This is a genomic window from Marinomonas phycocola (assembly GCF_047525455.1).
In the GTDB taxonomy this organism is placed as follows: domain Bacteria; phylum Pseudomonadota; class Gammaproteobacteria; order Pseudomonadales; family Marinomonadaceae; genus Marinomonas.
Genome location: NZ_JBLIXL010000018.1, coordinates 41277 through 67339, shown reverse-complemented (window position 1 = coordinate 67339; position 26063 = coordinate 41277). Strand labels below are relative to the sequence as shown.

Annotated in this window: 32 protein-coding genes and 1 pseudogene; 21 read left to right on the top strand and 12 right to left on the bottom strand. The window is 37.4% G+C overall.

Features of this window, described 5'->3' with window-relative positions:
• Positions 1-8 precede the first annotated feature (8 nt).
• Positions 9-143 (top strand): zinc ribbon domain-containing protein, encoded by a 135-nt coding sequence (locus ACMUMJ_RS12810; protein ID WP_414679247.1) that lies wholly within the window; start codon positions 9-11, stop codon positions 141-143.
• 337 nt (positions 144-480) lie between these two features.
• Positions 481-1041 (top strand): hypothetical protein, encoded by a 561-nt coding sequence (locus ACMUMJ_RS12805; RefSeq protein ID WP_414679240.1) that lies wholly within the window; start codon positions 481-483, stop codon positions 1039-1041.
• Between the two features lie 41 nt (positions 1042-1082).
• Here ACMUMJ_RS12805 and ACMUMJ_RS12800 read toward each other — a convergent pair whose 3' ends face one another.
• Positions 1083-1730 carry a lysozyme family protein gene (locus ACMUMJ_RS12800; protein ID WP_414679239.1) on the bottom strand — a complete coding sequence of 216 codons (648 nt, stop codon included), beginning with the start codon at positions 1728-1730 and terminating at the stop codon, positions 1083-1085.
• 134 nt (positions 1731-1864) lie between these two features.
• On the opposite strand from ACMUMJ_RS12800, the gene ACMUMJ_RS12795 reads away from it, so the two are divergent.
• Together ACMUMJ_RS12795 and ACMUMJ_RS12790 are read left to right on the top strand one after the other, a co-directional pair.
• Positions 1865-2722: a hypothetical protein gene (locus ACMUMJ_RS12795; RefSeq protein WP_414679238.1), complete on the top strand. Its 858-nt coding sequence runs from the start codon at positions 1865-1867 to the stop codon at positions 2720-2722.
• A 1345-nt stretch (positions 2723-4067) separates the two neighbouring features.
• Positions 4068-4240: pseudogene (locus ACMUMJ_RS12790) on the top strand (IS30 family transposase); the annotation flags it as partial.
• A 16-nt stretch (positions 4241-4256) separates the two neighbouring features.
• Here ACMUMJ_RS12790 and ACMUMJ_RS12785 read toward each other — a convergent pair.
• Entirely contained in the window at positions 4257-5225 is a 969-nt protein-coding gene (locus tag ACMUMJ_RS12785; protein ID WP_414679237.1) for a hypothetical protein, read from the bottom strand.
• A 165-nt stretch (positions 5226-5390) separates the two neighbouring features.
• Here ACMUMJ_RS12785 and ACMUMJ_RS12780 point away from each other — a divergent pair, with 165 nt between their 5' ends.
• Positions 5391-5957 (top strand): hypothetical protein, encoded by a 567-nt coding sequence (locus ACMUMJ_RS12780; RefSeq protein WP_414679236.1) that lies wholly within the window; start codon positions 5391-5393, stop codon positions 5955-5957.
• Positions 5890-6729 (top strand): type IV secretory system conjugative DNA transfer family protein, encoded by an 840-nt coding sequence (locus ACMUMJ_RS12775; protein WP_414679235.1) that lies wholly within the window; start codon positions 5890-5892, stop codon positions 6727-6729. Before ACMUMJ_RS12780 ends, ACMUMJ_RS12775 begins: the two co-directional genes overlap by 68 nt.
• Positions 6730-6866: 137 nt before the next feature.
• On the opposite strand, the gene ACMUMJ_RS12770 is transcribed toward ACMUMJ_RS12775, so the two are convergent.
• A complete protein-coding gene (locus tag ACMUMJ_RS12770; protein ID WP_414679246.1) occupies positions 6867-6983 on the bottom strand; it encodes a zinc ribbon domain-containing protein in 117 nt (38 codons plus the stop codon).
• A 263-nt stretch (positions 6984-7246) separates the two neighbouring features.
• Between ACMUMJ_RS12770 and ACMUMJ_RS12765 the strand changes: the two genes are divergently transcribed.
• From ACMUMJ_RS12765 to ACMUMJ_RS12720, 10 genes are all read left to right on the top strand, one after another.
• A complete protein-coding gene (locus ACMUMJ_RS12765) occupies positions 7247-8491 on the top strand; it encodes an ATPase, T2SS/T4P/T4SS family (RefSeq protein ID WP_414679234.1) in 1245 nt (414 codons plus the stop codon).
• An 88-nt stretch (positions 8492-8579) separates the two neighbouring features.
• Positions 8580-8939 (top strand): hypothetical protein, encoded by a 360-nt coding sequence (locus ACMUMJ_RS12760; RefSeq protein ID WP_414679233.1) that lies wholly within the window; start codon positions 8580-8582, stop codon positions 8937-8939.
• Positions 8929-9564, top strand: coding sequence for a hypothetical protein (locus ACMUMJ_RS12755; RefSeq protein ID WP_414679231.1), 636 nt, complete (start codon positions 8929-8931; stop codon positions 9562-9564). Before ACMUMJ_RS12760 ends, ACMUMJ_RS12755 begins: the two co-directional genes overlap by 11 nt.
• The gene (locus ACMUMJ_RS12750) at positions 9561-9908 is read left to right on the top strand and encodes a hypothetical protein (protein ID WP_414679230.1); all 348 of its coding nucleotides are present in this window, start codon (positions 9561-9563) and stop codon (positions 9906-9908) included. The genes ACMUMJ_RS12755 and ACMUMJ_RS12750 overlap by 4 nt, the downstream gene beginning before the upstream one ends.
• Position 9909: 1 nt before the next feature.
• Positions 9910-10446, top strand: coding sequence for a hypothetical protein (locus tag ACMUMJ_RS12745; protein WP_414679229.1), 537 nt, complete (start codon positions 9910-9912; stop codon positions 10444-10446).
• Between the two features lie 7 nt (positions 10447-10453).
• Positions 10454-11188: a hypothetical protein gene (locus tag ACMUMJ_RS12740; protein WP_414679228.1), complete on the top strand. Its 735-nt coding sequence runs from the start codon at positions 10454-10456 to the stop codon at positions 11186-11188.
• A complete protein-coding gene (locus tag ACMUMJ_RS12735) occupies positions 11178-12323 on the top strand; it encodes a hypothetical protein (RefSeq protein WP_414679227.1) in 1146 nt (381 codons plus the stop codon). Before ACMUMJ_RS12740 ends, ACMUMJ_RS12735 begins: the two co-directional genes overlap by 11 nt.
• The gene (locus ACMUMJ_RS12730) at positions 12310-13725 is read left to right on the top strand and encodes a hypothetical protein (RefSeq protein ID WP_414679226.1); all 1416 of its coding nucleotides are present in this window, start codon (positions 12310-12312) and stop codon (positions 13723-13725) included. The genes ACMUMJ_RS12735 and ACMUMJ_RS12730 overlap by 14 nt, the downstream gene beginning before the upstream one ends.
• Positions 13697-14647 (top strand): hypothetical protein, encoded by a 951-nt coding sequence (locus ACMUMJ_RS12725; RefSeq protein ID WP_414679225.1) that lies wholly within the window; start codon positions 13697-13699, stop codon positions 14645-14647. The genes ACMUMJ_RS12730 and ACMUMJ_RS12725 overlap by 29 nt, the downstream gene beginning before the upstream one ends.
• Complete coding sequence (locus tag ACMUMJ_RS12720; RefSeq protein ID WP_414679224.1) at positions 14637-16421, top strand: hypothetical protein; 1785 nt, start codon at positions 14637-14639, stop codon at positions 16419-16421. Before ACMUMJ_RS12725 ends, ACMUMJ_RS12720 begins: the two co-directional genes overlap by 11 nt.
• Before the next feature lie 399 nt (positions 16422-16820).
• On the opposite strand, the gene ACMUMJ_RS12715 is transcribed toward ACMUMJ_RS12720, so the two are convergent.
• Together ACMUMJ_RS12715 and ACMUMJ_RS12710 are read right to left on the bottom strand one after the other, a co-directional pair.
• On the bottom strand, positions 16821-16949 hold the full coding sequence (locus ACMUMJ_RS12715) for a hypothetical protein (protein WP_414679223.1): 129 nt from the start codon (positions 16947-16949) through the stop codon (positions 16821-16823).
• A gap of 8 nt (positions 16950-16957) precedes the next feature.
• On the bottom strand, positions 16958-17266 hold the full coding sequence (locus tag ACMUMJ_RS12710) for a helix-turn-helix domain-containing protein (protein ID WP_414679222.1): 309 nt from the start codon (positions 17264-17266) through the stop codon (positions 16958-16960).
• 211 nt (positions 17267-17477) lie between these two features.
• On the opposite strand from ACMUMJ_RS12710, the gene ACMUMJ_RS12705 reads away from it, so the two are divergent.
• From ACMUMJ_RS12705 to ACMUMJ_RS12690, 4 genes are all read left to right on the top strand, one after another.
• Positions 17478-17732, top strand: a complete 255-nt coding sequence (locus tag ACMUMJ_RS12705) for a type II toxin-antitoxin system Phd/YefM family antitoxin (protein WP_414679221.1) — start codon at positions 17478-17480, stop codon at positions 17730-17732.
• Complete coding sequence (locus tag ACMUMJ_RS12700) at positions 17722-18006, top strand: type II toxin-antitoxin system RelE family toxin (RefSeq protein ID WP_414679220.1); 285 nt, start codon at positions 17722-17724, stop codon at positions 18004-18006. The genes ACMUMJ_RS12705 and ACMUMJ_RS12700 overlap by 11 nt, the downstream gene beginning before the upstream one ends.
• Positions 18007-18301: 295 nt before the next feature.
• Positions 18302-18475, top strand: coding sequence for a transposase (locus tag ACMUMJ_RS12695; protein ID WP_414679245.1), 174 nt, complete (start codon positions 18302-18304; stop codon positions 18473-18475).
• A gap of 115 nt (positions 18476-18590) precedes the next feature.
• Positions 18591-18872 carry an HU family DNA-binding protein gene (locus ACMUMJ_RS12690; RefSeq protein ID WP_414679219.1) on the top strand — a complete coding sequence of 94 codons (282 nt, stop codon included), beginning with the start codon at positions 18591-18593 and terminating at the stop codon, positions 18870-18872.
• Positions 18873-18933: 61 nt separating this feature from the next.
• Here the strand turns inward: ACMUMJ_RS12690 and ACMUMJ_RS12685 are convergent, their stop codons facing one another.
• From ACMUMJ_RS12685 to ACMUMJ_RS12675, 3 genes are all read right to left on the bottom strand, one after another.
• Positions 18934-20292: a replication initiation protein gene (locus ACMUMJ_RS12685; RefSeq protein ID WP_414679218.1), complete on the bottom strand. Its 1359-nt coding sequence runs from the start codon at positions 20290-20292 to the stop codon at positions 18934-18936.
• Between the two features lie 1671 nt (positions 20293-21963).
• A complete protein-coding gene (locus tag ACMUMJ_RS12680) occupies positions 21964-22191 on the bottom strand; it encodes a hypothetical protein (protein ID WP_414679217.1) in 228 nt (75 codons plus the stop codon).
• A complete protein-coding gene (locus ACMUMJ_RS12675; protein ID WP_414679244.1) occupies positions 22184-22438 on the bottom strand; it encodes a transposase in 255 nt (84 codons plus the stop codon). The genes ACMUMJ_RS12680 and ACMUMJ_RS12675 overlap by 8 nt, the downstream gene beginning before the upstream one ends.
• On the opposite strand from ACMUMJ_RS12675, the gene ACMUMJ_RS12670 reads away from it, so the two are divergent.
• Entirely contained in the window at positions 22400-22516 is a 117-nt protein-coding gene (locus ACMUMJ_RS12670; protein ID WP_414679243.1) for a zinc ribbon domain-containing protein, read from the top strand. The two genes, ACMUMJ_RS12675 and ACMUMJ_RS12670, sit on opposite strands and share 39 nt — an antisense overlap.
• 29 nt (positions 22517-22545) lie before the next feature.
• On the opposite strand, the gene ACMUMJ_RS12665 is transcribed toward ACMUMJ_RS12670, so the two are convergent.
• The 4 genes from ACMUMJ_RS12665 to ACMUMJ_RS12650 are packed head-to-tail and all read right to left on the bottom strand — an operon-like array spanning position 22546 to position 25964.
• The gene (locus ACMUMJ_RS12665) at positions 22546-23823 is read right to left on the bottom strand and encodes a hypothetical protein (RefSeq protein WP_414679216.1); all 1278 of its coding nucleotides are present in this window, start codon (positions 23821-23823) and stop codon (positions 22546-22548) included.
• A 20-nt stretch (positions 23824-23843) separates the two neighbouring features.
• Positions 23844-24527, bottom strand: coding sequence for a hypothetical protein (locus tag ACMUMJ_RS12660; protein WP_414679215.1), 684 nt, complete (start codon positions 24525-24527; stop codon positions 23844-23846).
• A gap of 31 nt (positions 24528-24558) precedes the next feature.
• The gene (locus tag ACMUMJ_RS12655) at positions 24559-25323 is read right to left on the bottom strand and encodes a hypothetical protein (protein WP_414679214.1); all 765 of its coding nucleotides are present in this window, start codon (positions 25321-25323) and stop codon (positions 24559-24561) included.
• Positions 25324-25325: 2 nt separating this feature from the next.
• A complete protein-coding gene (locus tag ACMUMJ_RS12650; protein ID WP_414679213.1) occupies positions 25326-25964 on the bottom strand; it encodes a hypothetical protein in 639 nt (212 codons plus the stop codon).
• Between the last annotated feature and the right edge of the window lie 99 nt (positions 25965-26063).

Genomic DNA, 26063 nt, shown 5'->3' with positions numbered 1-26063 from the left:
GAACAGGTTTGCGAATAAGAGAATGGACTTGCTCAGAGTGCGGAGCTGAGCATGATCGCGACATAAACGCGGCAAAGAACATTCTTGCGCTCGGGTATGAGCGTCTCGTAGGAGGAATCCCCCCATATAATCAGCTCGTCTGATTTAGTGGAGGGAGGATATCAATGAGTAGCTCTTATATAGAGCTATTAAATACGTATTCAAACAACAAAGTCCGGCTCGACAGCCTTGACTCTCAAATTGAGTCAAAAGCATCTCTTTCGGATGTGAAAAGTGGTGTTCGTGTTGGCTTCAACACTAAAAGGGTATGCGTTAATTCATTTGAAGTCACAAATGAAAGTGGCAATAGAGTTGAACGTATAATCTGTACAAAATATATCACTCAGAATTCAGAGGGATATCTATATTAATTATTATTTATACCAATTAACGCCTATAATGCGTATATAATATTTATTAACGTATTATAGGCATAACTAAATGTTCAAAATTCTTCTACCAATCATGTCAGCTTGCACACTCATTGTTGGTTGCTCACCTCTTGGGGTACCTCCATTAAACCCTATACCAGAAAAAGCCAGTATCACCCAAACAATTACGCAGGACAACCAAATTATCGCTGAATTATCAGAAAGAATTGGTTACAAGCTGACCCCTAGATCGTTTTCTAAGATTGAAGACGATCTAGAAATAGTTAAGAAACGCGCTCTTCATAGATATTCTAGCTTAAGTCCACGCGATACAGCGCTACTCAACCTAACCAAAATGACCTTCTTTGGACCTGATGCCGTCTATAATCTGAGGGATGTATCTCTTGTCATCTCTCGTGGAGATAGCCGAATCATTCGCGCTGACGACGTAGACGTGAGATTTAGTGGCATTTCTGAAGAAGTGCGGATCACATACTCCGAAAATCAATTACTATGGATTAACGGTATAGAGATTGGCGTTTACGATCCAGCTAGGAAACAAATCATCGACACAAAAATAGAATCACTTAAAACGGCGGGTGGCTCTATCTCAGGACGAATAGAGCTTTAACAATTTAGATACATGAGAAAGTGAAAGTATATGTAATATAGCTACTTTCTCATGCTTTTTTTCCATAGAGTACTCGCATCACCTTCAAAAAGGTTAGCTGCGAGCATAATTAACAATCGATCTCTATACCTTTCTCTTACTTCTGGTGTCTTTGAATTATATCCGGCTAGACTCCAAGCCAGACCTTCTAACATTTCTAGCGGAGGCACTTTATTAACTATATCTTTTCTCAACTTTAACTTAGCTGACTCGTAAAATGGCTGGATAACCATGGCAGCAGCAATAAGAGAGGCACAATTATTCCATCTCAAATCAACCGGAGTCAGAGTTGGGTACACTCTTTTCCAATTAATTTCATTAATGCTGTATTTCCCCGTATCCCATGTAACAGAACCGCTTCGAGTAGGCCATGACTTAGCCATACCATTGTACCCCCCCTCTGACAACTCAAGAATTGAAAATATCTCAGGTGTAATACCGATCTCAACTTCTAGCCTCTCTCTACAATCAGCATCATCATTCATAGGCTCGTAACCCTCTGGCGGGGCTGTCATGAGCATAACTTGGTCATAGGTCATCAACTTCCCCTTATAGAGAAAGGTTCTATCTTCTGTACTGGAGTCATTAGCTAACACACTCGCAGAAAAAGTTGTAGCCAGATAAATAATTGACACATGTGATAACGACATCTAACATCCTCAGAAATTTAATTTTAAATAATAACAAAATAACTATATACATAATAATTGTATTTATTTATTATTTTTTAAATCACACAATATTATCAATCGCCATCAAGAGCGAATTAAAAACAGGACAACTCATGACAGACAATATCGTCATATCACCAGCCCTATTTGCACGTTATTTTTTAAAATCAGATGCATCAAAAAAAATACCAACCAAAGCGCCCATTAACAAAGGTAATTTTCACGAATTAATCATTGACTATATTGGCAGAGAAAGAAGCAATGATTACGATATTGAAATGCATCTTACCGATAGTATTTTTTCTCGTGATTTTCTTGTTCTGTTAGCATTATTCAAAATTGAACGTAGTGACCTATCAATTCACAGCATTGATGGTGGCTTTTCATTTCTTGCAACTGATATAAGAGAAACATTAAACCTGACAAATAGCGGCTCCAATTCAGATTCGATAGAGCAGTCTATCCAAAGATTGTCCGAAATAGAATTCGCTATAGTGGCCATATCAAAAAATGAAGCGAATGATGACATCGAACTTCATACGGGACGCATTGTAGATACGTTCAGCACCAGAACAAGCAGCAAAGGCATGAGAGACAGATCATGGTTTGTAAAACTTTCAGATGAATTCAAACTATTTCGAAAGCACTGTGAAATAGTCAAGCACAATATGGAAGATTTACTGAAATGCCGGAAAAGTGCAACCAATATAGCTATTCAGGCACACATCCAAACAGTCAGTCACAATAAAAATAAAACGTATGCAAAAAAAGTCACCACTTTATTTAAAAATATTAACTCTGAAATCAATTCCAATAAATGGGTAAGCGATCGACACTATCGACAAAAGATTGGAGCTCTCGTTAAAAATGCTGCTCGGAGGATTCTAAATATTGCCTACACACCTCCTAAAAAGCTTTTTAGATTATTTACATCCAAAATAGCATTTCACAAGCAGCCCGCTTCTCAATAAAACCAGCCGTATAGCACCCCCCATCAGACACTCTCTGAGGCCAAACTACGTCTCATGCCTACACCAACAAACAAAACAGCATTAAATCATCACAGACACAAGCACATCTCAACACAACCAAACAACAATCCACCTTTATAGAAAATTTTAACAAAACTATAAGCATACGCGTCATTCAAACTCGGAGTTAAAGTCTCATAGTTTAAGTGAAAGACAACAAATAAATATCTAAGCTTTGCGGAATATGGTCTCTATATTTTTTGATTAGACATATATAACGCATTTACTTAAGCTATAAATGTAGTGATGACCTTCCTATAGTCATCGTTCGACTAAGCGACTGAATTATATGTATTTATTTAATATGAATACGTTAAAAACAATAAACACAATAAATACATAAAAGAGCTAACTACATAAGAGATACATGAAACATACTTTTCCAATTTTTAATTCATGAATATCAATGTCTTATAAATAGATAGCGTGCTATTTAATAGCCTTTAAATATAGATTTATTATTTAATTCATCAATTAAGAAACTGGATCTAGATTTTTATTGAATAGAAAAAATTAAGGTTGTATAATGAACACTTGCTGTTAGCAGCTGTCCTGCTGTCATATCAGTTATTCAGTGCCACGGCCTCGTGGCATTTTTTTTAGATTTGATCTAAGCGATAGCAATACTAAAAGTCTAGAAATTGACAAGATCCTGTCAAAAATCAAAGCTGTTCTAGAAATTGACAAGATCCTGTCAGAAATCAAATCTGTTCTGGTAATTGACAAGATCCTGTCAATATAAAACTCAAATTCACAAAAATATTAACCAGAGAAACTTGTTAATGAGTTTTTTCACTCCCCCCACTCAGACCCAATAAAACATAAAAACAGAAGATGATTGTACGGCAACATTATGGTTTGATATAAGACACTGAAAAAATGCCCCGCAAATCGTATTTGACCGTTTACGAAGTTAGCGGCTCCAGATTTACAAAGAACAAAGCCTAACGATCGGCGGGAATCTCCGGAAGTTCGCCATTTTAATTTGTCTTTTTTGAACTGTTTTAGGCATTGCGTTCTTAGCTTTATAGAGGGTGTTATGAGAGACATTGCCACAGGCTTCGAGGTTGAAATAACAGAATTTAACGGATAAATTTTGCAGGATCGGTAGTCGGAGCGCCATTAGAAGTCTTAAAGCGATACATTAAGCAACAAGACAGGCCACATAAATAAAGAGACGCTTATATCACCCACCTGAAAAAGGAAGGTGCTTTACGCGCCTGATGGTAAGTTGATCAACTTCTGCTTGTATCTGTCACTTATTTAGCTTTAAATTGTCAATAGTTATCGCCACTTGAGACAAGGAAAAAAGCGCTATAGAAAAGGCCAGCGAACGAAAGCGGAAGTGATTAAAATAAGCTCTCTATCGGTGAGCACCCCGCTATTGTAGATAATAAAAAGCGTTTTGGATATTGGGAAATAGACACTGTTTCCGACAAACATGGAACAGATTATATTTCTCTTTCAAACATGGTTATATTTTTTGAAACTTTCTTTGTTCACCTGTAACAATCTTATCCCAAATTTTTTCTCTTTCAATCACCCTTACTCTTTCAATATTTTCTGGCGAAACAACCATTTCCTTATGAAATTTAACGAGGTCTTTATCTATTTTTGAAGAGTTTAAATTCCTTTTTCCATAATGTCTTTTTTGCGTATCTGAACTTATATGTCCCATGGCTGCACTGCATAATATCCCCCCACAAGCCTCCACAACAGAAACTTTAAACTCATGCCTTGTTGATGAAAGAGTTGGTCTTAGGGAGGTCTCAGACCTTCTTTTTAGAGCAACGTTTACGACTTTCATATGCAAGGATCTTGCAGCTCCTAACATTTTTGGTGATGATAAATACAATTCCTTTAACTCGGAAATACTTTCCGAAACAGAAAACCCATCAAATTTTTCTGGAAGTTCAATCCACCTAGTATCTCCATTTGACCTTCCGTTTGTTGCTTTTCCATTTACTATTATTACCTTGCATCTATCTTCACCTCCAAACTTGTCCGACCTAATAACCTCGACTGAAATATCTCTTAGTTCATTAAGCCTATAGCCCACAAGTACTCCAACTTTTAAGTGGAGCTCAACGAATCTTTTTACAGACTCTCTTGGCCTAGCGACACTATTAATCAACTTTAAAACACGTAACCTTAGGTCTTTGGGATACGTTTTCATCTTTAAGCTTTTGCTATTTGAAAGAGTGATTTTCATATCATTTTTTTCTAATTTTATGCTTTCATTTCTACAATGCCAACGCAAAACCGCCCTGTATTTTTTGGCTGAATTAGTAGTTAAAGCTGATTCAATTTTTGAAAAGACTGATAAAACCTTTTCTCTACTATTTAGAGAACCATCATTATCCTCCCGCTGAAAATATCTTACATAAATCGTTTTTAATTTTAGACGGTATTCCCGTTCTGTGTTTTCAGTTCTAGTCATCACGCTATAAAACAGCCCCAAAAACAGAAATGTTAGAGTATTAAGTGTATTATTTTAATGCCTTACAAATCTTAATTGTCAATACGTGTATGTTACTTTTACGCTGTATTTATTATATAATGATATCGTGCGTACTCCTATTCGTAAAACTAAATTGAGAAACTCTTAATGAAGACAAAAAAAACAAGGTATATTTTTGCCACTATTGCATTCTTTGTAATGAGTGGTTGTGCAACTAAATCTCCAGAACCAGATCCAGTAGCCATGGCCACAATTGAATTCCGGCAACAAATGATGGACGTTGCGAATCGCAGCGTAAATTATTTAAATGACAGCAAAAGATTAATTGTGTCTAGCGATCCAGAAACAGAATGGGTAAATAACGTATCCGAACAAAGCCCTCTCAATCAAAGAGCTAATCTTGGTTTTGTTAATGGGGTTTGGGTTGGCTCTTTTGAGCAGCTTCTTCATGATGTTTCTGAGCGATCAGGGTATAAATATATTGACCTTCTAAGAGACAAAAGAACGTCTAGTTATCAGGTGTCTATCCCAGCCGAAAATATTACTTTAATGGAGTTGCTATATGTCGCGTACACCAATGTTCCTAACTCACAAATCGATCTCATCATCAGAGAAGATTCGAAAACAATTATTTTACGGAACAAGTGTGATTACGGTGATGCTTGTGACGGGCTGCGCAAACTCTCCAATGGAACACCTAGAGCTCCAAGCTAAACCAACTCTTAGTTCAATGTGTGAAAATAGCGAGCCTGATTTCTCAGATTTGAATTTCGCTAAAACTATTGATAATTACTACAATCCCAAAAAATTTTTTCAAGAAAATAAAAAACTTTCGAGTGACGATGTTCGTGAAATTGAAAACATCTATGAGGAAGCATGGAATCTTGGTAGAAAGGTGGGTGAGTTTGATACAGAGGCAACCTTTTGGAATTCAGTTTTAAATCCTGCAGCATCCCAGCTAGATATTATCTATAACTATCGCAGCATAATGTATGACTCTTTGGTCCTTCCAAAGCGTCTTTCAATTATTGAGGGTGGTGTAGAAAAAGACGGTTCTCTTTTATATGATCGTGGATATACTGTCGTCATTGATGATGACTTTGTGGCTCTCACAAGTGAACCATCATGGAGAGATTTTTTTCACCTTCCAAACAAAGATGTACCTGTAGAGTCGGTATATAGTTTTGATCTAACCTCGTCAAATATGAAGGCTTGGAAGGACGGAATTAACGATGGATATTTTGAAGGAGTTTGCCTTACTCTGATTGACTATCAGCAATCAGTATTAAACCTTTCTTCTGATTTTACACAACGCTATCTTTACGTTGTTTCTGAACGACGAGGACTAACGAAGAAGCCAGATATAAAGTCTGTAAAAATGCCTGTTAATATTTCAGGGAGACAAATAGATTTAGATTTAACAACTTATAAAATAAATGACGAAGGTGACTTTGAAGATAGAAGAAAATGGGGGAAGTTTAAGTAGCCCATGGGAGAGTATATATAATTTGTCTCTCTCAATCTCTAATGTACTTTTAAACATTCTTTCGCCTAAAAGATATTTTCTACTTGTGTCTGATTATATACATAAACGACTCAAGGTTGAGTTGACATCCTCCCCCCCTAAAGGGTGGAGATTCCTACTGCTAGCGCTTGATGCCCCAAGCTGAGAATGTTGCTTGCGCTGTTTCTATCTCTATCGTGCGCTGTGCCACACAAGGCACACGTCCATTCTCTTATTCCAAGACCCGCTCTATCTTTCGGACTGTTATCGGGTTATCGATTTACGTACTAGAAAGCATTGCGTTTTTATGCTTCATTGCCACAGGCTTCGAGGTTGAAATAACAGAATTTAACGGATAAATTTTGCAGGATCGGTAGTCGGAGCGCCGTTAGAAGTCTTAAAGCGATACATTGAGCAACAAGACAGACCACATAAATAGAGAGGCGCTTATATCACCTACCTAAAGGAAGGTGCTTTACGCGCTGGATGGTAATAAATAATGAGTGCATCAACATTAAAGTTAGTCGTTAATGAAAAGAAAAAGTATATAAATGTTACCACTTCAGATTTCGGCCAGTGTGACTGGGATGAAAATTCACTTCGAATTTTCTTGGTCCTTTGCCATGAAGACAATTCGACATCTGATATTTTTTTACAACATGAAACTGTTATAAAGATTCGTTACAGTGGGGAAATACTTACAGTATCTCTAAACGCTATCGATGAACAAAAACCTTCAATGAGGAAGGTTCCTCGTCTAGTATTAGATGAATTTTTTTCCAACTGCATGACTCACGTTTATGAAATAACTCGCATGCGAGATAATGCTACTGCCACTCTAATTGTTAATAAAAAAAATGATGGCGATTCGTTAGGGTTTCCATTCCGACTTGAAGGTCTTAGGCATTCAATGGGGAATGCGCAAGAGACTAGCTTTGTATGTTTGCGACCATTGAGAAAAGTCATACCTTTAGAAAATTTGCGAGTCAGCGATCTATCTAAAAAAATCATTTCATCTCCTGGAAAATTTAACATCATTACCGGTCCTACTGGCGCAGGTAAATCCACCCTAGCTTCAAGTGCCGTTACGGAAATGGCTTGTAAAAAAAGAATTAATGTTTTAACCGCAGAAGATCCTATTGAATATAATATTGCAGGCGACAATCGTGTAATCGGGAACGTTCATCAGTTTGATGCAAACAATGATCATAAAGATGGCATGTCAGGATTACTTAAATCTTTTTTAAGACAAAGACCCGATTTAGTTTATGTTGGTGAAATGAGGGAGGCGCTTACAGTTAATATAGGAATTCAGATTGCACGCTCATCTCACAAACTATTTACAACCGCTCACTGCGAAAGAGCATGGCAGGCATTTGAGAGACTTATCGACTTACTTCCTTTTGAAGCTAGATTAACAAGCTTAATAGACCTTATAACTTATAGTGGTTTTATTATTTCCCAAAGTTTAGTTGCTACGGATAAGAATGGTGAGCTAGCAATTCAAGATGTGTTTTACTTCGATAGGGAAGATATTGTTTTTTTAATTGACGCAGTAAGAAAGTCATACCGAGAGTCGAAAGATTACGAAGGTTACAGCCGGGCATTTCGAGTTCGTTTCAAAGAAAAATGTGCCAATGGAGTTGCGATCGACCAACTAAGCCATTTAAGGTCTCATCTAGACAACAACCTCATCACTCAAGAAGAGTTCGATAAATTCTCCATATCGATAGACCCAGTTTGAAATTAATTAAATATTAAATTGATATTAGCGACTTACTAATTAATAATTAATAGCAATTTACTTTAATTGCTATTAAAAGGTGAAGTTGATGAGGAATTTAAGCGAATATCGATATGTCTCGGATCAAAGTGCGTTTTTGGCAAGCCAGATGGTTATGAACACATCTGGTTATGCCAAGGTTGGTTTTCTCATTTGGGATAATTTAGTCTTAACAATTTCATTTATTACTATCTTAGTTAGTCTTTTAGTTCTTCCAAGCTTAATTGGACCCACTGGTGTTAAGGTAGGTTTATTTTTTGGCCTTAGCTTCTTAGTCCTATCTCTTCATCCATCATTATCTCCATTGTTTAGAAAACTATTATTAAAACTAGCAGATCTTAAGATGGACGAACACTCAACCGATCGCATTAAAAACGAAAAATTAGCAAGGTTTTACCATGAACTGTAGAAAGGCTGTATTTATTGCGACGTTAATTAGTTCAGGGGTGGTTCAAGCAGATTTCATTCTCGTGAAACCAAAAACTGCAGAATCACTTCCTACTAAGCACTACAGCGAACCTGTTGCCGCTTTTATTGCGACAGATAATACAGTGAAAAATATTAAAGCTCTCAAATTACCAGTAAGTGAAATAGGAAATGCATCTCGTTCACTTGAATCTAAATCAGTTACTCCAAACATGCAGATTTTCTCTCGTCGTGTAGGTGATGTGATTTCATTATTAATCCCGAGCAACTTTGAGCTTGCTATTTTTAATGGTACAGATATGGATCAGCGAATAGCTGTAGACATAAATGAGGGCACTCCATGGATTGAAGCTTTAGGCGTTGTAATGGAGAAAAGTGGATTGGCTTCTTTGGTAAATTGGAGTAACAGCTCAGTTACTATATCGAGCAATTCTCGAAAACCATTAGAATCAAATCAAGATAAGAGCATTACGGTTAGTGATGGTAACGAAACCTATGTCATCCGAAAATCGAGCGATGATATAAAGCAAATTAAAAACGGGGGCTTTCTCATTAAAGATGGAAAAGCTATAAGGTTTGAAACAAAACAGAATTCGGAGAAGTTATGAAAATATACTCAATTTTGCTGATGGTAACAGCCTCTTTTATTTCATCTCAAATATATGCTGCAGGTTATTCAAACTCATCTGCAAATGAGTTCTTAAATAGAGCTAAAGATAATGCAGTTAGTAGATTAGATATAGCTCTGGATGGTTCAAAGGGATTTCAGTCTCTTAGCATGAAGAATCATGATATGTGGAAACTACTTATCGACCGACCAACTGAGGAAGAGTATTTAGCTGCAGACAATGACACTTACAGGCTTTTTCTTAATACATCTGCTTCCAACACGGCGTTGTTGTTAAGGCAATCTATTTCACCGAGTCTCAAAGGCTATGCAGTGGAGCAATAAGATGAACTCAAATGAGAATGAGGAAATAGACAAAATCATAAAGGTGGCTATGAATTTGAATTCATTTTTTAGCCCAACCATAGATGATGGTGCCGTAGAGAAAGTTACAGACTTAGCTAGAAAAAAACTAGAAGAGCTCCTGATAGAAGATGAGGGTCTGGAAGACTATCAATTAGCTAAGCTTCCTATTGTCTATATTATTCCGGCCTTACGTGATAATGATCTTGAATCAATCATTTTCATGCTTTCTAAATCAAGACCTACCTCAGAAGTTTTAGAATATCTTCTTATTCTAATTGCAAATGAGGTTCGTGGTATTGAATCAATGAAAAGCATTTCATCAAGCGAGCTTGCAACAATGAAAAAGATAATTGCCTTTTCGCACTTAAGGATCTTGCATATCAGTCGTAAGCAGGAAACAAAACAAGTTGCAGATACAATTTCATGCCTTCCAGACAACACAGAAATGATAAATCTGTATAAAAATGTGTTTTCAAAGTCTGTTGACATGAGAACCAATCAAATTACAAGGAATTAATCTTCAAATGCTTCGTCATTCAATTGTTTGTGCCTCTATTCTTTTATGTAGTAATTCTTATGTTAATTCGGCTGATACTAGCTGTGGCGCCCTTATATGTGCTGTTAGCCCAAATTACAGTCAATGGGCAGAGCAAGCCAAACAATCTATAGAAGCTTCAGCTACTTCAATCAAAGATGCATACGATACAGCCTCAACTGCCGCTTTTGCCCCAAAGGATGCGCTAGACGGGGCTTCGTGTCTTGATGGTCTAAGGGGGCTTGATATAAACGCTATCCTCATTGATCCCCGTAACGTTTTTATGCTTGAGTTTCCTAAACTTATAATAGAAAAAATCACTAAATTGGGTTGCTCTATGATTGTTGATGCCCTCAATAAACGGGCAGAAGAGCTATCTCTTAATATTGACAAAATTGGTGAAAAAGTATCAGAAGCTACTGGCGGTTTAGTTGACATTGATGCAGAAACGAATTCGAGTGGAGGCATTAGTTATGAATATGAGGTTGAAGCTTTGCAAGATTCTGAATTAATGGAAGAAATTAGTGAAAAAGTGAATGAAGAAATAAATGAAAAATTTTTTGGTGATTCGGATCCCTTCAGTGATAGTGGAAATATAGACTTAACAGACCCCAGATATTACAAAAGCGATTCTTCTGGTGGTTTATCAGGTTCAGGAACAAAATCTTTTTTAGAGCTCCAAGAAGGGGCTAGATGCTGGTTGGATGACAATTGTGAAAATTAATTTCTCTAAAACAAGCGCTGCCATTTTTTTAGCTCATGCTATGTCTACCTACTCACCATCAGTTTTAGCATGCGATACTTGTGCTCAAGCAGCGATAGATCGTGGATTTGCCGCGTTAATAGCTCAAGCAGAACTAATTGAATCGGCTATTAGAGGTGTTGATACGCAGGTAGACAGCTTAAAAGAAAATGTACAAGAGGCAGGGACCAACATATCTGACTCAATAGACACATTTAGTAAATCATTAGAAACAACGTTATTAACAGCTAATGAGAGATTGATTCGTTCGCTTTCTGGACTCTACGTACAAGTCGATAATCAATTCACGATTCTAGGGCAAGCAGAGAAAAATAATACTCTTGAGTTGCAAAATGAAATAACGTCGTCGTTCCAGGCAGCGGAAAAGCTCATAAGAACTCGCGCCGAAATGTATGAAGTCGGTGGGAGTCTGGCGAATTTTTCTGGTGGAGACAGAGCCGACGCACTTTTACACTTATTTACAAACAATACGGGGTTTTCTCAAGGGATTTATGCGCTTGAAGCAGATTTTTTAAAGCGCTGGAATAGACGAGATGAAGAGCTTTTTGTAAATAATAGAGCTGGCTATTTTGAACGAACGCGAAAATTAGTTCTTGATGAAGCCGATGAATTGATTGCTAGAAAGAATATAAGCAGCCTTATCAGTAAAGATGATTACCAGAAATTGATATATTTTGCGGCTTTTGGCCTTAATCCTGATCGAATTCTTCCAACAGAAGGAGCCTATGGAGAAGTTGTTGTTAAACAAGCAACTTTGTTAAGAAGTTTAGTATCGAAAGCACCGATCATTCCTTTATCGGATGAAAACAAAGAGTTTTTTGGTGATTACACACCACGAAATGTTGACGCCTCCGAATGTGTTACGGATTATGTAGAGAAGGGCATGATTCCATCAGGAGTTTCTTGTACAAGTCTAGATAGCGTATTAGCCACATTAGTAGCGCGACCAGGAATGCCATCATTTATCATAGCCTCATCGACAGCATCTAAACGAGCGTTAGCAGAAGAGCAGCTTCGAAGTACAATAATAGGCAATATCTTATTCAAGAGAATGCTAGATGAGAAGCGAGCGGAGAATACCCTTGGTTCTCTTTAAGGCGCTTCTTTTTTCTGCAGCAATTTATTCAAGTTCGAGCTTTGCCGTCATTGGATTATGCCCAACCCCTTTTGGCCCTATTGGTATAATTCCTTGCGATCTAGCTTGCGTTGGTGGGGCTATGACAGGAGGCTCCACCAGACTTGGAGCTCACTACACGCGTTACGTTTCAGATCTCAGTCGAATTATGTCTGATTTGACACAATGCATTGCTCAAATTCATTCTTTAACAGCGAAAACAAACTCTCAACTCTCTACTGAAGCAGTTTCACTTGGGCTTGTTATATCAAACAACAATCAAAGAGAGGTTTCGGCGGTAGACGCTGTAACTATAAAGTTCTCTGATGCAATTTCTAAGTATTCATCATTTCTAACAACAATGACATTAGAACTGAAGAACTTAATAAAATCTCAAATTAAAGCTTTTGAAAAAATTACGAGGAATCAGTATCGATATGAGACACCTTCGATCATTGGGATTGAGTTGGTTAAGCAGTACAGTAAAGGTTTAAATGAATCAGACGAAAGACAAGTAAATTTGTCGGAAAATACATTTAGCGTTATAGAAAAATATAAGAAATATTATGAATACGTTACTTCTATAGGCCAAGCTAGCAAAGTTGATCGAAACGTTTCTAATAACACATTAGAATTTGAAGATATCATTTACGCGCAATCGGCTGAATATTTTGCAGTCCCTGCCTTTCTTCCATCTAACTTATCTTCACTTACAACAGCAGATTTGATGCTAGCAGACGTTCTAGCAAAAAGTGAATTTGCCTGCAACACATGGCAATCAATAGATCCGTCTCATTCCTCCGCTTGCACCATAGGAGAAGATCCAATAGACGTAGACAGTCTTGTGAATGAAGCAACAACTTCTAAAGAAAAATTTGGGACTACTCTTGAAACTTCTTTTGATCTTGCGGCAAACACAGCATTTGCATTAGATGACAAGATGCATTCTCAAGAATGCCTTAATGGGCTAATTGACATGTCGATAGAGCTCAACCTTATTGATCCTACGAACATAGGTTACTTTAAAGCATTCGAAGTTATCAGAGATTATGTAATTAAAACAGGTTGTGCAGCGCTTACAGCCAATATGAACAAAGCTGTTTTGGATGTGAGAAACAAACTTAATGAGCTATCTGCAACGCTTGAAAGAGAAACCCGGGGTTTGGTTGTCCTTGAATCAAGTACAAACACAACGGACTCTCTAGCTCTATTTGGAAACATTGAGGCTGATGAAAAGCGTAAGACGGCTTATAGAAAAACAATTTTTGGTGAGCCTCAAGACCCAGTAGAAGACTCGTATCAACTAGAAATATTAAAAGCTGAAATAAAGCCAAAAGAATTGGAGGAAATCGATAATGTCATCTGCGAGATTTTTGATTGCTAGCACATTAATAGCTAGTTCTTTGGCTTCCACGCAAGCCCATGCTTGGGTTCCGTGTGTTTTAATATGTGATGCCGCCTGCATGGGTATATCGTTCACGAACGGTACAGTTGAGGCCCAGGAAGCATTCTCTAAAGTTGAACAATCATTTATAGGGTTGGCCGAGACAATTGCGGAGGCATCCGAAGAAGTAACAAATCTTTCTAATAAAATAGAATCCGATTTTGATAAAACAGCGAAAAGCGTACAGTCCCTTGTGAACGAGGATGATCCTCTAACCTCTTCACTTACAACGAAGTTAGTTAGGGCTGTTAGTGCAGCGACAGTTAAATTAGAACTTGAGGCTATTTCCAACCAAACATTGCGTGAAAATAATGCTCTAGAGTTAATAAATTCAACTAATTCGCTCTTTCACGCTTACAGTAAAATTCATTCACAGCGACTAACAAATAGCGAAACGAGCGACATATTTGATTCAGTGCTTCAAAATAGCTATGAAATATCTAATCATTTCGAGACTAAGGCACAGAATCTCAAATCTGAAATAATGAAATCGGCACTTCTTACTAAAGGGATGAGTGAAAAGGTTATAGGAATGAATTCCATAAAGAGCAGAAAAATTAAAGAGGCAAACGAACATTTTGAGGATTTAATTTTTTTACAATCTAACGATATGTCTCCATGGAAAATAACCCCTCTCATTTCTAGGTCGCCAAGCAATCTATCCGCAGCAATTACAAAATACATGCGATTATCCTCAACCGCAGAAATAAGAAATACAGATATTAAAGCCATGGTAGGAGGGAAACATATAGACCTTATTGGGATTAATTTAAGCAAAATTCAGAGAAGGAATCTCTATATGTATGAATTAATGCAATCTTCTAAAAATCTTTCTATATTTGGAGATAACTATGAGTACTAACAATGAGCCAAGCCAAGCAGCAATAATGCTAATCAATGATGTTTTGTCCAATTATATGACTGAGTTTGAAATAAACCCAGCAATTCTATCGGGTAATGAAATGTTACAGGAAGATCTATCAAAAGACTTGAAAGACTTGTTAGATCTTATTCAGGAACTTTCACAAGAAGAAAGATTGGCGATTCTTCAATCCTCTGAGTTTCAGCGTCTTAGTCATATGCTTGACAAAGACGAATTTAAAAAAATATTACGTGAAGACTTAGATAAAGAATATGGCACTTTCGAAAGTATTGATTTGATAGTGACATTGGCCAAATTCTCTATGGAACATTTTCTTGCACGTAAACAAGAAGACAGAACCAATATTGAAGTCGAGTCACTGGGAGCAGTAAGCGGTGTTGAAGTCGAGTCACAGGAAGAGGTAAGTACCAATGTTGAAACTATGTCAGTTGATGATAGTAATCTAGATGATCTATTCAGAAGTTCTAGTTTGCAAGCAGATGAAGCAATTATAGAAAAATCAAAAACCGAATCATTTTCATTAAGACAAGAATCAACTGCCTCCGATATAGATACCTATGCTCTTGATATGATTAATAAAAGAGTTGAATCTCATGAAACAAATGCAGTAGAGAGCGAGCCAAATTCGAGCATTGGAACTTCCGATAATCCTTTTACTATTAACTTTGACGATGTTCCGTCAGTAGAAAAGTTCTCAGAGAAATTATTGGGCGAGGAACCGCTTGAGAACGTAAAAAAACCAGTGTTGTATACTGCTGAGGTAGAGGGTGAGACAAACGAAACATCAAGAACCACGCCTATTTCGCCCACCACTTTAAATCCAGTGACGCAACCACTAGCAGACGCAACGAATCAAGAGCCGGTTAAAACTCAGGGTCAACAACCATTTGTTACACAACCAACATATAAGCAAGCGCAAGAAAACGTAAACACGACGCCTAGCAATGAAGGGAATACCTCAAACGTTGAAGTGCCTAGTAAGCCAGGCTTTCTAAACCAGTTAATGAGTAAGATTTACACCTCTACTAATGCAAATAGAATTAGATCAGAAGATACCACAAGAGAGAATATCGCTAGAGAGTTAGGGGGGGTTGGTCTTGATAAAGAACATGCAAAAGCACTGGAAAACATAAAATCAATATCTAGTGTAGAGAAGGTAGACATTGACCCTGATTATGACATGAACTATGAAAAGGAACGATTATTTGAATCAAAAGACCATAGTATGTTTAACCGTTCGATTCAGATTAATCAAAAAAAATCCATTGCATTTGATTACGATAGTGACAAATTTGAAGCTCAGAGCTTGAAGGCAATAACTAGAGTAGTCAAATCAGTAGATGATGCGATAGATTTTTCCGAAGCGCTTCAAGTAGAGTGCTTTACACTAGAGCGTTATTTGGATGAATACGAAGATATAGTAAATTCAGATAACCCAAACCTTAGATTTGTAGAGCTTATTTCAGATTCCACATCTCAAGCAAAAAGACGAGTAGAATCAATACAGTTTTTACAAGAACACCTTAAAAATAGGGTGCTTTTAGAAGACGACATAGACAGAACTGATACTCTAAAAATGGATAAATTTGCTGAATCTGTTAAAGCGGGAGGTGAACAGGCCGCAATGCTAGGAAAAAGAATAACGACATTTGCGGAAAAAATAGGGACACTCTATAAAGATGTTGTTCGTAAGATAATGCAAAAATTCTCACAAGAGGATACGCAAAAGGCAGTCGTGAAACAAAAAGCTTAATAATGAAGATGTGCTAATGGTTTATTAGGGAACATGCGAATAAGTCGAGCTGCACGCCTTAACATTCTAAAAAGTCCAATGGCTGTCAGTAATGTGGCTGCTTTATCACTTTTCTACCACTAAACAAGGTAATTAAACCTTGTTTAGTGGTTTTTAAACGGATTAACCCCTTGCGGCTCGGATCATCTGATCAACTCGAAACACGTTGGCAAGGGCAAACAACATGGACAGTTTGTTGTCATTTTTAGCTAAACCACGATAAATCGCTTTTCTAAAACCAAATTGACATTTGATAGGTTAAAGGCTTGCCTTGTTGGAGGTGAAAAAATAATCCTAAAAAGGGCTATTTATAAGTAAGATCCTGTTCATTTTGTATTGGTCGTTTCTAGGTTTGCGTCTTTAGACGTTTTTAGCTGCTTCCACATGATCAATGCTGTATTTCAGCACCAAAGCATTGAGGTGCTTTTCATCTTGCGTGAGCGTATATAACACATCATTTTCACAGCTTTCTTGTGTGTTTTCCTTCATTCCCACCCTTAAGTGGTCTGTACCGCTATTGTCAATTGTTCATCTTGGTATAACGGTTTAAAACGGAAACCTAAGCGGAATAAGCAAGTCATCAACAGATCAATTGAAAATAAATCGATTTTGCCATTAAGTAAGTCACTAACACGAGGCTGTGAAAGAGAGAGCTTTTCAGCCGCTTCGGCCTGCTTCCAGCCCTTTTGGTTAACAATATCGCGAATCGCAATCATCAAATCTGCTCGTGTTTGTAGCTCGCTTGATTCCTCTTTGCTATCCGTGACAGTATCGAAAATGCTATCGAATTTTCTTGTTTTAGTCATTTTCTGCCTTTTGAGATTTACTTTATTTTAAAGCTAAAAACTTCTATGGGTTTAGTAGCCGATTACCATCCAGCGCTTATATCACCCACCTAAAGGAAGGTGCTTTACGCGCTGGATGGTAAAAAGACCTATATAAAGGTCTTTTAGTTTGCAATTTACCTATAAGCGATCTATTATAAGACCTTTTAAAAGGTCATTTATAGGTGATTTTATGACAGCTATTAGAACGATACTTGCAGAAAACTCAACAAGCATTAGTGAGTTGAAAAAAAATCCAATGGCGGTCATAGAAGGCGGTCAAGGGTTCCCAGTTCTCGTGTTAAATCGAAACCAGCCCGCTTTTTATTGTGTTCCCGCGGCCGCTTATGAAGAAATGATGAATAAACTAGAGGACATCGAACTTGCACAGCTCGTCATGCAACGAACAAACTCAAAGGAAGTAGAGATTGATTTGAATGAGCTATAAAATTTTATTTAAAGTCGAAGCGGAAAAAGAATGGAAAAATTTAGATTCGGAAATTAAACGACAATTTAAAAAAAAACTAATGGAGAGAGTTTTTAGCCCTCGGGTAATATCCTCAAAATTAAGCAATATGCAAGATTGTTATAAAATAAAACTAAAAAGTTCAGGCTATAGATTAGTATACCAAGTTCGTGATAATGAACTTGTCATTGTAGTGGTTGCAGTCGGAAAAAGAGAACGTAACGCTGCATATAAAGCAGCAATAAAAAGAATATAAGCAATTTATGATGTATACACTAATTCCGATAATAACAATTATCAGAAACAGTAAATCAATACTCTACAGTTCAAAAGGCTTTCGTTGACATCTTCCCCACCCTAAAGAGTAGAGATTCCTACTGCTTGCGCTTGATGCCCCAAGCGGAGAATGCTGCTTGCGCTGTTTCTATCTCTATCGTGCGCTGTGCCACACAAGGCACACGTCCATTCTCTTATTCCAAGACCCGCTCTACCTTTCGGACTGTTATCGGGTTATCGATTTACGTACTTGAAGGCATTGCGTTCTTAGCTTTATAGAGGGTGTTATGAGAGACATTGCCACAGGCTTCGAGGTTGAAATAACAGCATTTAATGGAGAAAGTGACCATATCCACTTGCTCATTTATCACCGACCTAAAGGAAGGTGCTTTACGCGCTGGATGGTAAATTATTATCTAGGAGAACAATTAGACTTAAACTTTAATTAAATGAAAGATTAATAATAAGCACTTTAAATAGATCATTCTATATTATAATCTTATAAGGATAGTCGACTATGCTTTAGCAGTCGATCAAAAGTATTCTCAGATTAAAGAGACAATTATGATTAAAAAAGACTTAATAGCTAGTATTAGTGAACATGCAGACATTCCTAAAGCAATTGCGGCGGCGGCGCTTGATGCAACATTAACGAGCATCGAACAGGCATTAGCGGATGGCGATCAAGTTACGCTTGTTGGCTTTGGTACGTTCTCAGTAAAAGAGCGTAGCGCTCGTACAGGCCGCAATCCGCAAACAGGTGAAGATATTCAAATTAAAGCATCCAAGCTACCTACTTTCAAAGCGGGTGCCATGCTTAAGAAAACAGTTAATGAAATTACCTAATAAACACCAAAAAACCAAAGGCCCGAAAGGGCTTTTTTTATGCGTCATTGCGAGGTTTGTTTTATTCTTCCCCGCCCCATTCTTCTAATGCCAAGACACTGTCATAAAGCATTTCAGCTTCATCAAAAGATTCATTCTTTGCGGTTGAGACAAAGCCCTTATAAATGGTTGTTGTCAGTACATGATCCGCAAACGAACCAAATTCCGTTAACTCCAATCGAAGCGATTCTGGCAATTTCCACCATATCGGTACAACCACGCGCTTAACAAACTCATGACCATTTTTATTGTTCTTATACTTTAGTGAGTAAGGGTTGGCCACGTCCGGGAGATTCGCTATGTTCCAACGGAGCAAATGCGTAAGAAAAGCTGCTGTATTTTTGATGTCTATGCCGTCCTGCATTTTCTCAATGCAATAGAATATATTGGACTTTAAAACGCTTTCGTCGTACTTTGTTTTTAGTTTGTCGTATACCGTCTCTTTAATCTTTAAAAACTGCATAGCTTGATCTATATTTAAATGCTCTGCACAAAGAGGAATTTTAAACTCTTTATCATCATTTTTGATCTTCAGTTTCTTCGGTTTTATTGTAAATGTGAGTCCCACTACAGATCTTCCAGCTTTGTATGTGTTGTATGACACTACAAAATTAGAATTTTCTGATACGTCTTTACATGCTGGATCGAGAACACGAATTTTAAAAGATGCGAAATCTCTCAAATATGACGGAGTGATTGGATTGCCTTTGATATCTTTCAATCCAAGTGGAAAGTACAAATCTTCAAGCCTCGCTTTAAAAAATTGAGTACCACCTTTTTGTTTGTTGTATTGCTTAGATATTATTTCGTATAGACGAGTCGCGTATTTACCATTCATGCGTACAAAGTATCTTAGCTCTATACTTGTGTATTGGCTTAATCTCACAAGCTCGTCTTCCATATCTTCGTGAAATTTAACAACGAGCTTTCGTAAATCAGGATCGTATACAGATTTATGAGCAATGTTTATATAGCTAATAGTACCAGGCTTTGCTCCAGGTGTTTGAATCGGAATAGAGTGAAATTTTCTAGCGGCATCATCAATAAACCGGAATAGATGTCGCTTATCAATACCAGTCAATGCTTCGATATGATGATCTTCTAATTCTACGGTAATGCCGTTCGGATATATTCCAAGTGGGTTTATTAATGATATGCATGCAGCCAGAATCTTTTGCTCCCTTGCCGTCAACTGTATCTGAGCGCTAATGAGTCGATTACTTTTAGTAACTGTAAACTTCTCGTGCTCGCCCTCCGGATATTTAATTATCCCAGCTTGAACAAAAGTATTATCGATATCCATACTTTGGATTGCTTCTGTATCAAATAAATCGCTGCTTACGACTTCAATAGAATCAAGCAAAGACTTCTTTTTGCTCATATTGTTCCCACTGGCATTTACCAAAATTCAAAGATAATAAAAACACGCTTGTTCCGTGATTGCACGAACAATCTACACAAATTGGGCATGCAACGAAGAGTATTTGCCTAATTTGTTGTAATTAGAATCATAATATTGAATTATCTAGCCAATAGCAATTTCATAAATATTAATCACGACATATAGGGCTGCTTTTTGTTCTGCTTTGCCCAAAATGTTGGGATTTATGAACCAAGCTCGTACACAGAGATCGTACTGAATCAATGTATGGGTTATTCACAACAGATATGGCTTATCTCTTCTTTCTTATTTTGCTTGTCGGATTTTTCGATGACCGTTCACTTACAACAGATTGGGCGTAAATCATCATGCCCAATCTGTAGTGTTTAAGTCATCAAAGTCTTATATATAATGGCTTTCAGCCTATTTCTAAAATCTGAGTTACAACATAATGGGCTATTTTTCTGTGCCCTAGATGTCGTAATAGAGGTTTTCAGATTTTTATGGATCTAGCTAAAACGAATGCTAATTTTTTAAATACAACAAATTGGGCTTCTTTTATCTAGCCCATTTTGTCGTACGAAATTTTTTAGAAGTCATTTTTATATTGCCCTAATTGTAGTGATATGAATGCGTAACCCTTGCAAACACTGGCTTTACATTGGTTTCTATTATTTTAATTACAACAAATTGGGCTTCTTTTATCTAGCCCATTTTGTTGTACGAAATTTTTTAGAAGTCATTTTTATATTGCCCTAATTGTAGTGATATGAATGCGTAACCCTTGCAAACACTGGTTTTACATTGATTTCTATTATTTTAATTACGACAAATTGGGCTTCTTTTATCTAGCCCATTTTGTTGTACGAAATTTTTTAGAAGTCATTTTTATATTGCCCTAGTTGTAGTGATATGAATGCGTAACCCTTGAAAACACTGGCTTTACATTGGTTTCTATTATTTTAATTACAACAAATTGGGCTTCTTTTATCTAGCCCATTTTGTTGTACGAAATTTTTTAGAAGTCATTTTTATATTGCCCTAATTGTAGTGATATGAATGCGTAACCCTTGCAAACACTGGCTTTACATTATAGAGATAGAAACAGCGCAAGCAACATTCTCCGCTTGGGCATCAAGCGCTAGCAGTAGGAATCTCCACCCTTTAGGGTGGGGAGGATGTCAAAACAGATTGGGCGTAAATCATCATGCCCAATCTGTAGTGTTTAAGTCATCAAAGTCTTATATATAATGGCTTGCAGCCTATTTCTAAAATCTGAGTTACAACATAATGGGCTATTTTTCTGTGCCCTAGATGTCGTAATAGAGGTTTTCAGATTTTTATGGATCTAGCTAAAACGAATGCTAATTTTTTAAATACAACAAATTGGGCTTCTTTTATCTAGCCCATTTTGTTGTACGAAATTTTTTAGAAGTCATTTTTATATTGCCCTAATTGTAGTGATATGAATGCGTAACCCTTGAAAACACTGGCTTTACATTGGTTTCTATTATTTTAATTACGACAAATTGGGCTAAAATAGATCTGTCAAATTTGTCGTAATACGCATTCTAATAACTACTAGATACTTTGAGTTTATGATTGCTCTTCACACCAACATAGTTCTTTGTATGTTGTTTTCTATTTACTTGTTAAACTTGTTATACTTGTTTATCTTGTTAATTGTGTTTGTAAAAACTTTAAGTTTTTGATTTTATTATGAAAAAAAGGATTTTTTGCACTAAAAAGGGCACGGATTACTACAGATTGGGTATCAATTACAACAATTTGGGCGCGAATTGCAACAATTTGGTCTTTACTCTCATCAAAAAGGGCGCGAATTACGACATCTAGGGCAGCCCAGCACGACAAATTGGGCAAAACTGGCATTTTATCCACACAGAAACATCAGTGGCTTTACCATCCAGCACGTAAAGCACCTTCCTTTAGGTCGGTGATAAATGAGCAAGTGGATATGGTCACTTTCTCCGTTAAATTCTGTTATTTCAACCTCGAAGCCTGTGGCAATGAAGCCTAAAAACGCAATGCCTTCCAGTACGTAAATCGATAACCCGATAACAGTCCGAAAGGTAGAGCGGGTCTTGGAATAAGAGAATGGACGTGTGCCTTGTGTGGCACAGCGCACGATAGAGATAGAAACAGCGCAAGCAACATTCTCCACTTGGGGCATCAAGCGCTAGCAGTAGGAGTCTCCACCCTTTAGGGTGGGGAAGATGTCAATTTCAGATACTGCTATTCGTCACAATAAGTAATAACGCCAATTCTAGAATCTGCTCCAGCATTAACTCTAGTGCCATCCTCAGTTATGTTGTATAGATCAACTTGCCATGATGAGGCCAAAGTTGTTACATCTGGATAGAAGCCAAAAAGCGGGTTGGCACCTGAGGATGTAGGAATGTTTGCGCTCTGAAATGGTATGATTCTTCTTCTAGTTTCATCTACACAATCAGGGAAAGGAACTGTGCCGCCAGGGGCCGTATATCCAATTGTTTGAGGGGATGCTAAGAGGCTTACCCCAGAATCTTTTAGAGTGATAGGCTGATCAAATGTAACCTCATCCTCAAACGTTGTGGTCCCAGTAACCAACAAGTCTCCTTCGATGGTAAATTCATTTGTAACTAAGCGCATTCCATCGGCAGTTAGGCGAATATAATCATTAGAGAGTGATGATTTGTCGAAAAATATAGTGCTTACACCTGGTCCCCCACCTAGCTGAATGTTTCCATTTTCATCTAGCGCGGATTCAACCGAAGACCAAACCAAACTCTTAACATCAAGTAGACTGTTGTCTCCCATACTTTGGTCATTGGTAAAAGGTATTGCTCCATCGGAACGGATGGCTATTTCATTGTTTTTCGTGAAATCCAAATGCACCTCCAATGATCCGGCGGCAGTTAGAACATACGACGTGGTGCTTGCTAATAATGCATTCGAAGGGTTCGGGCCGCTCAACCTGTTAAGATGACTCCATACTTTGTATGCAAACCGTTCATCTGTTGTGTTACCGGCATCGAGTGAGAATGCCCCGCCTGCAGCCGAACCAAAGGTAAGGACGCCTTTTATCTGGCTGTAACCTGTAGTGTAATGTGCTGGCGGAGTGGCGGGGGCTGTACGTGTGAAGTTAGCTTCGAAAGGACTTTCGTCAGAAAATGGTGCATAGTCTTTTACATCACATGAAATGTAGCTTTTTCCGCTTAATCCATATGTGACACCACTTGATGCACAAGCTGAGTGATTTGGGTCAGAGGACGTGCCATCAGCTTGAAGATTGTAGATAACATCTGCACCTTTAATATTCCACACAGCACCATTAGTTTCGGCCAACCCCTCCAAATGAGATCCATCAATTGATTCTTCATCGATTACTTTGACTTTGTAGCCGTTCGCTATTGTGTTTATGTAGTTCGCATAAGCCGCTGCTTTAGTCTCCAGCGTTCTTTCGTTTTGCTCTACAGTGAAAAGCTTGAATGAGAATATGGCGACAAACATTATCGCAAAAGCATAAGCCATAATTGGTACCTTCTAAATTTTTAGTAAAGGGTTATTAGTGTTGCTGGTGATAAAATTGCGTAAAGCCTGATTCTAAACTTGTCTCTATGATCAACTTTTTCGTTAAATAGAGGTGCCATTGCTAAGGAAGAAAAAAGAAACAGTACCCCCAAAATCAATTGAGTAAAATCTTGTGTAAAGATCGAAAACAGCATTGCTGAAATAAACGTAGTTATGGCTACAAGGTCTGCTTCCGGGAAAGTTTCAATGATTGGTGTTTTTAATGAATCTGGTAATAAAGATTGTAATAAATGTATTCCGCTAATCATTCCAATGACTATTACCCACATGCCGTCCGAATGTTCATTAAAGTAAACAGCCATTGCGACCAATATTAAATATCCGTTGAATGAGCTGATATAAGAGCTGAGTGTGTCTTCTAGATCTGTTATCGCTAACAAAAAGCATAAAACGATAAAGATTGAATGTGTGTTGTTGGGGATTGTAGATATTAAAGAGGAATATAAAATAATGCCTATAAGAGTAGGTATTACTGATTCAAGTCTGACAGTTTCTTCTGAAGTAAATATACCCTTATTTGCCCAATAAAACAGTAAGATCATAAATGATAATAATGTTAGACCCGCAAAAAAAAGAGACGGATTGAAATTTGATGTAGTTTTATTGCTAACAAAAACAGCAATAAATACGGTAATTGTTAGCAATTTATGCGCTGAATAAAAATGCTTCCGCATTCTATAGTGGTCCGTTTTCTGGTAGGTATTCCGTGGAATTCAACGAGAATGTGTGGCGTACTTCTATAATAGTAGAATCGCTGTAAATAGAATCCAACGCTATCATATTTGGTGTACTTACACTTTTAACGGTATTTGCATCTAAACGTGCTTCTTTTTCTAGATAAGCCTCTACTAAATATGATTGTGCGTCTCGTGTTGTTGCTCGGTTCATTTCAAATCCGCTGCTCGATGGTATAGATTTTACAAATATATTCGAACGTGAATCACTCAAAATTTCTGCAACACCGGAAAGGTCTCTTTTCGCTTGAGGAGATATCTCATTGTAAGATTTCCCCCAAATCCACTGGTTCGGGATTATAACGAGTATAACTTCATCATTCATTCGTACTTCAATAGGAGATCTTTTTGATAACGACTCATCTATTAAAACAGCCTCCTTATAATGCTCTAAAACATGCAACTTATTGAATTGCGGCAACCAGCTCTCATCAGACTTATAATCTCTTAATAATGAAGAAAGAGCCTGGTACTCTGAAGGAGAGTCTTTTAATGCTTTTGAGGTTGTTTTAGGGTTTGTGTTGACAACATTTCGAACGATGTCTCGCCCTCTATTTGATTCAAATAGAGGTTGTGTTGTATCAACAATGCCACTCAAATAATTCAGGTTTTCTGATTTAGTTGAATCGGCCTGAAATAAAGAACAGCCAGATAGTATGGCTGCTCCTGTGCTCGTTAAAAACAATAACTTTAATGTCTTATGCATCTCTAGCCCAACCATATTTTAACATCGGACTCAACCTCAGGCTTGCAGGCTGTCACACCAAGTGCTGCTCGTCCCGTCGGGTTTTTTTCTTCGTAGTTTTTAATAATCACAGGAGTAGATGTTCCAGATTCAGTAACCTGTAAGGCTTTAGCTTCATTCGTTCCAAATGAAACCACTGCAAAGCAAACATCATCTGTAAGACCACTAATGGTTAATCCAACACGCGATAAACCAGTAACGCCTGGAGGGTTGCTGCAATCAGCCGTAGCTACAATATTACCGTCGTCCATAGAAACGCTAGAAGATGTAGTGTCATAAACAAAATCATTGTTGCCTTTTGTGAATTTGACTGCTGCATTTGCCATTGTAAAGCCAGTACAGGAAGGTCCAAGTGCTCGATATTGGGTCACACTTTCACTGACTTTAAGAATCAGTTGAGACACTGTATTTTCAGTTCCTTTTTGAGTAGTCCATGTCATAATCGTATACCCGATAGCTCCAATAAACGATACAGCCATAAATAAACCTAAAATCATAGGTAGTGTACCTACTGCAGCAGCTTTCTTAATTAAGGAATTAGAACTGACTAATTTACCTCTAGAGTTAGTTTCTTTTTTAAGAGGGCCTTTTGCTAAAATCATTGCTTACACCTTGTAAAAATTAAATTTAAAATTATTAATGACGAACCTAAATGCAATTAAATCAAATTAAAAGCAAATAACCAATAATTAATTTAATTA

Bases quoted from the DNA above. Each gene is read 5' to 3' on its own strand.
- ACMUMJ_RS12760 (WP_414679233.1), top strand. From the start codon at position 8,580: ATGAGGAATTTAAGCGAATATCGATATGTCTCGGATCAAAGTGCGTTT.
- ACMUMJ_RS12655 (WP_414679214.1), bottom strand. From the start codon at position 25,323: ATGCATAAGACATTAAAGTTATTGTTTTTAACGAGCACAGGAGCAGCC.
- ACMUMJ_RS12805 (WP_414679240.1), top strand. From the start codon at position 481: ATGTTCAAAATTCTTCTACCAATCATGTCAGCTTGCACACTCATTGTT.
- ACMUMJ_RS12710 (WP_414679222.1), bottom strand. From the start codon at position 17,266: ATGACTAAAACAAGAAAATTCGATAGCATTTTCGATACTGTCACGGAT.
- ACMUMJ_RS12755 (WP_414679231.1), top strand. From the start codon at position 8,929: ATGAACTGTAGAAAGGCTGTATTTATTGCGACGTTAATTAGTTCAGGG.
- ACMUMJ_RS12700 (WP_414679220.1), top strand. From the start codon at position 17,722: ATGAGCTATAAAATTTTATTTAAAGTCGAAGCGGAAAAAGAATGGAAA.
- ACMUMJ_RS12665 (WP_414679216.1), bottom strand. From the start codon at position 23,823: ATGGCTTATGCTTTTGCGATAATGTTTGTCGCCATATTCTCATTCAAG.
- ACMUMJ_RS12780 (WP_414679236.1), top strand. From the start codon at position 5,391: ATGAAGACAAAAAAAACAAGGTATATTTTTGCCACTATTGCATTCTTT.
- ACMUMJ_RS12765 (WP_414679234.1), top strand. From the start codon at position 7,247: ATGAGTGCATCAACATTAAAGTTAGTCGTTAATGAAAAGAAAAAGTAT.
- ACMUMJ_RS12745 (WP_414679229.1), top strand. From the start codon at position 9,910: ATGAACTCAAATGAGAATGAGGAAATAGACAAAATCATAAAGGTGGCT.
- ACMUMJ_RS12800 (WP_414679239.1), bottom strand. From the start codon at position 1,730: ATGTCGTTATCACATGTGTCAATTATTTATCTGGCTACAACTTTTTCT.
- ACMUMJ_RS12795 (WP_414679238.1), top strand. From the start codon at position 1,865: ATGACAGACAATATCGTCATATCACCAGCCCTATTTGCACGTTATTTT.
- ACMUMJ_RS12725 (WP_414679225.1), top strand. From the start codon at position 13,697: ATGTCATCTGCGAGATTTTTGATTGCTAGCACATTAATAGCTAGTTCT.
- ACMUMJ_RS12690 (WP_414679219.1), top strand. From the start codon at position 18,591: ATGATTAAAAAAGACTTAATAGCTAGTATTAGTGAACATGCAGACATT.
- ACMUMJ_RS12715 (WP_414679223.1), bottom strand. From the start codon at position 16,949: ATGAAGGAAAACACACAAGAAAGCTGTGAAAATGATGTGTTATATACG.
- ACMUMJ_RS12740 (WP_414679228.1), top strand. From the start codon at position 10,454: ATGCTTCGTCATTCAATTGTTTGTGCCTCTATTCTTTTATGTAGTAAT.
- ACMUMJ_RS12650 (WP_414679213.1), bottom strand. From the start codon at position 25,964: ATGATTTTAGCAAAAGGCCCTCTTAAAAAAGAAACTAACTCTAGAGGT.
- ACMUMJ_RS12720 (WP_414679224.1), top strand. From the start codon at position 14,637: ATGAGTACTAACAATGAGCCAAGCCAAGCAGCAATAATGCTAATCAAT.
- ACMUMJ_RS12750 (WP_414679230.1), top strand. From the start codon at position 9,561: ATGAAAATATACTCAATTTTGCTGATGGTAACAGCCTCTTTTATTTCA.
- ACMUMJ_RS12705 (WP_414679221.1), top strand. From the start codon at position 17,478: ATGACAGCTATTAGAACGATACTTGCAGAAAACTCAACAAGCATTAGT.
- ACMUMJ_RS12685 (WP_414679218.1), bottom strand. From the start codon at position 20,292: ATGAGCAAAAAGAAGTCTTTGCTTGATTCTATTGAAGTCGTAAGCAGC.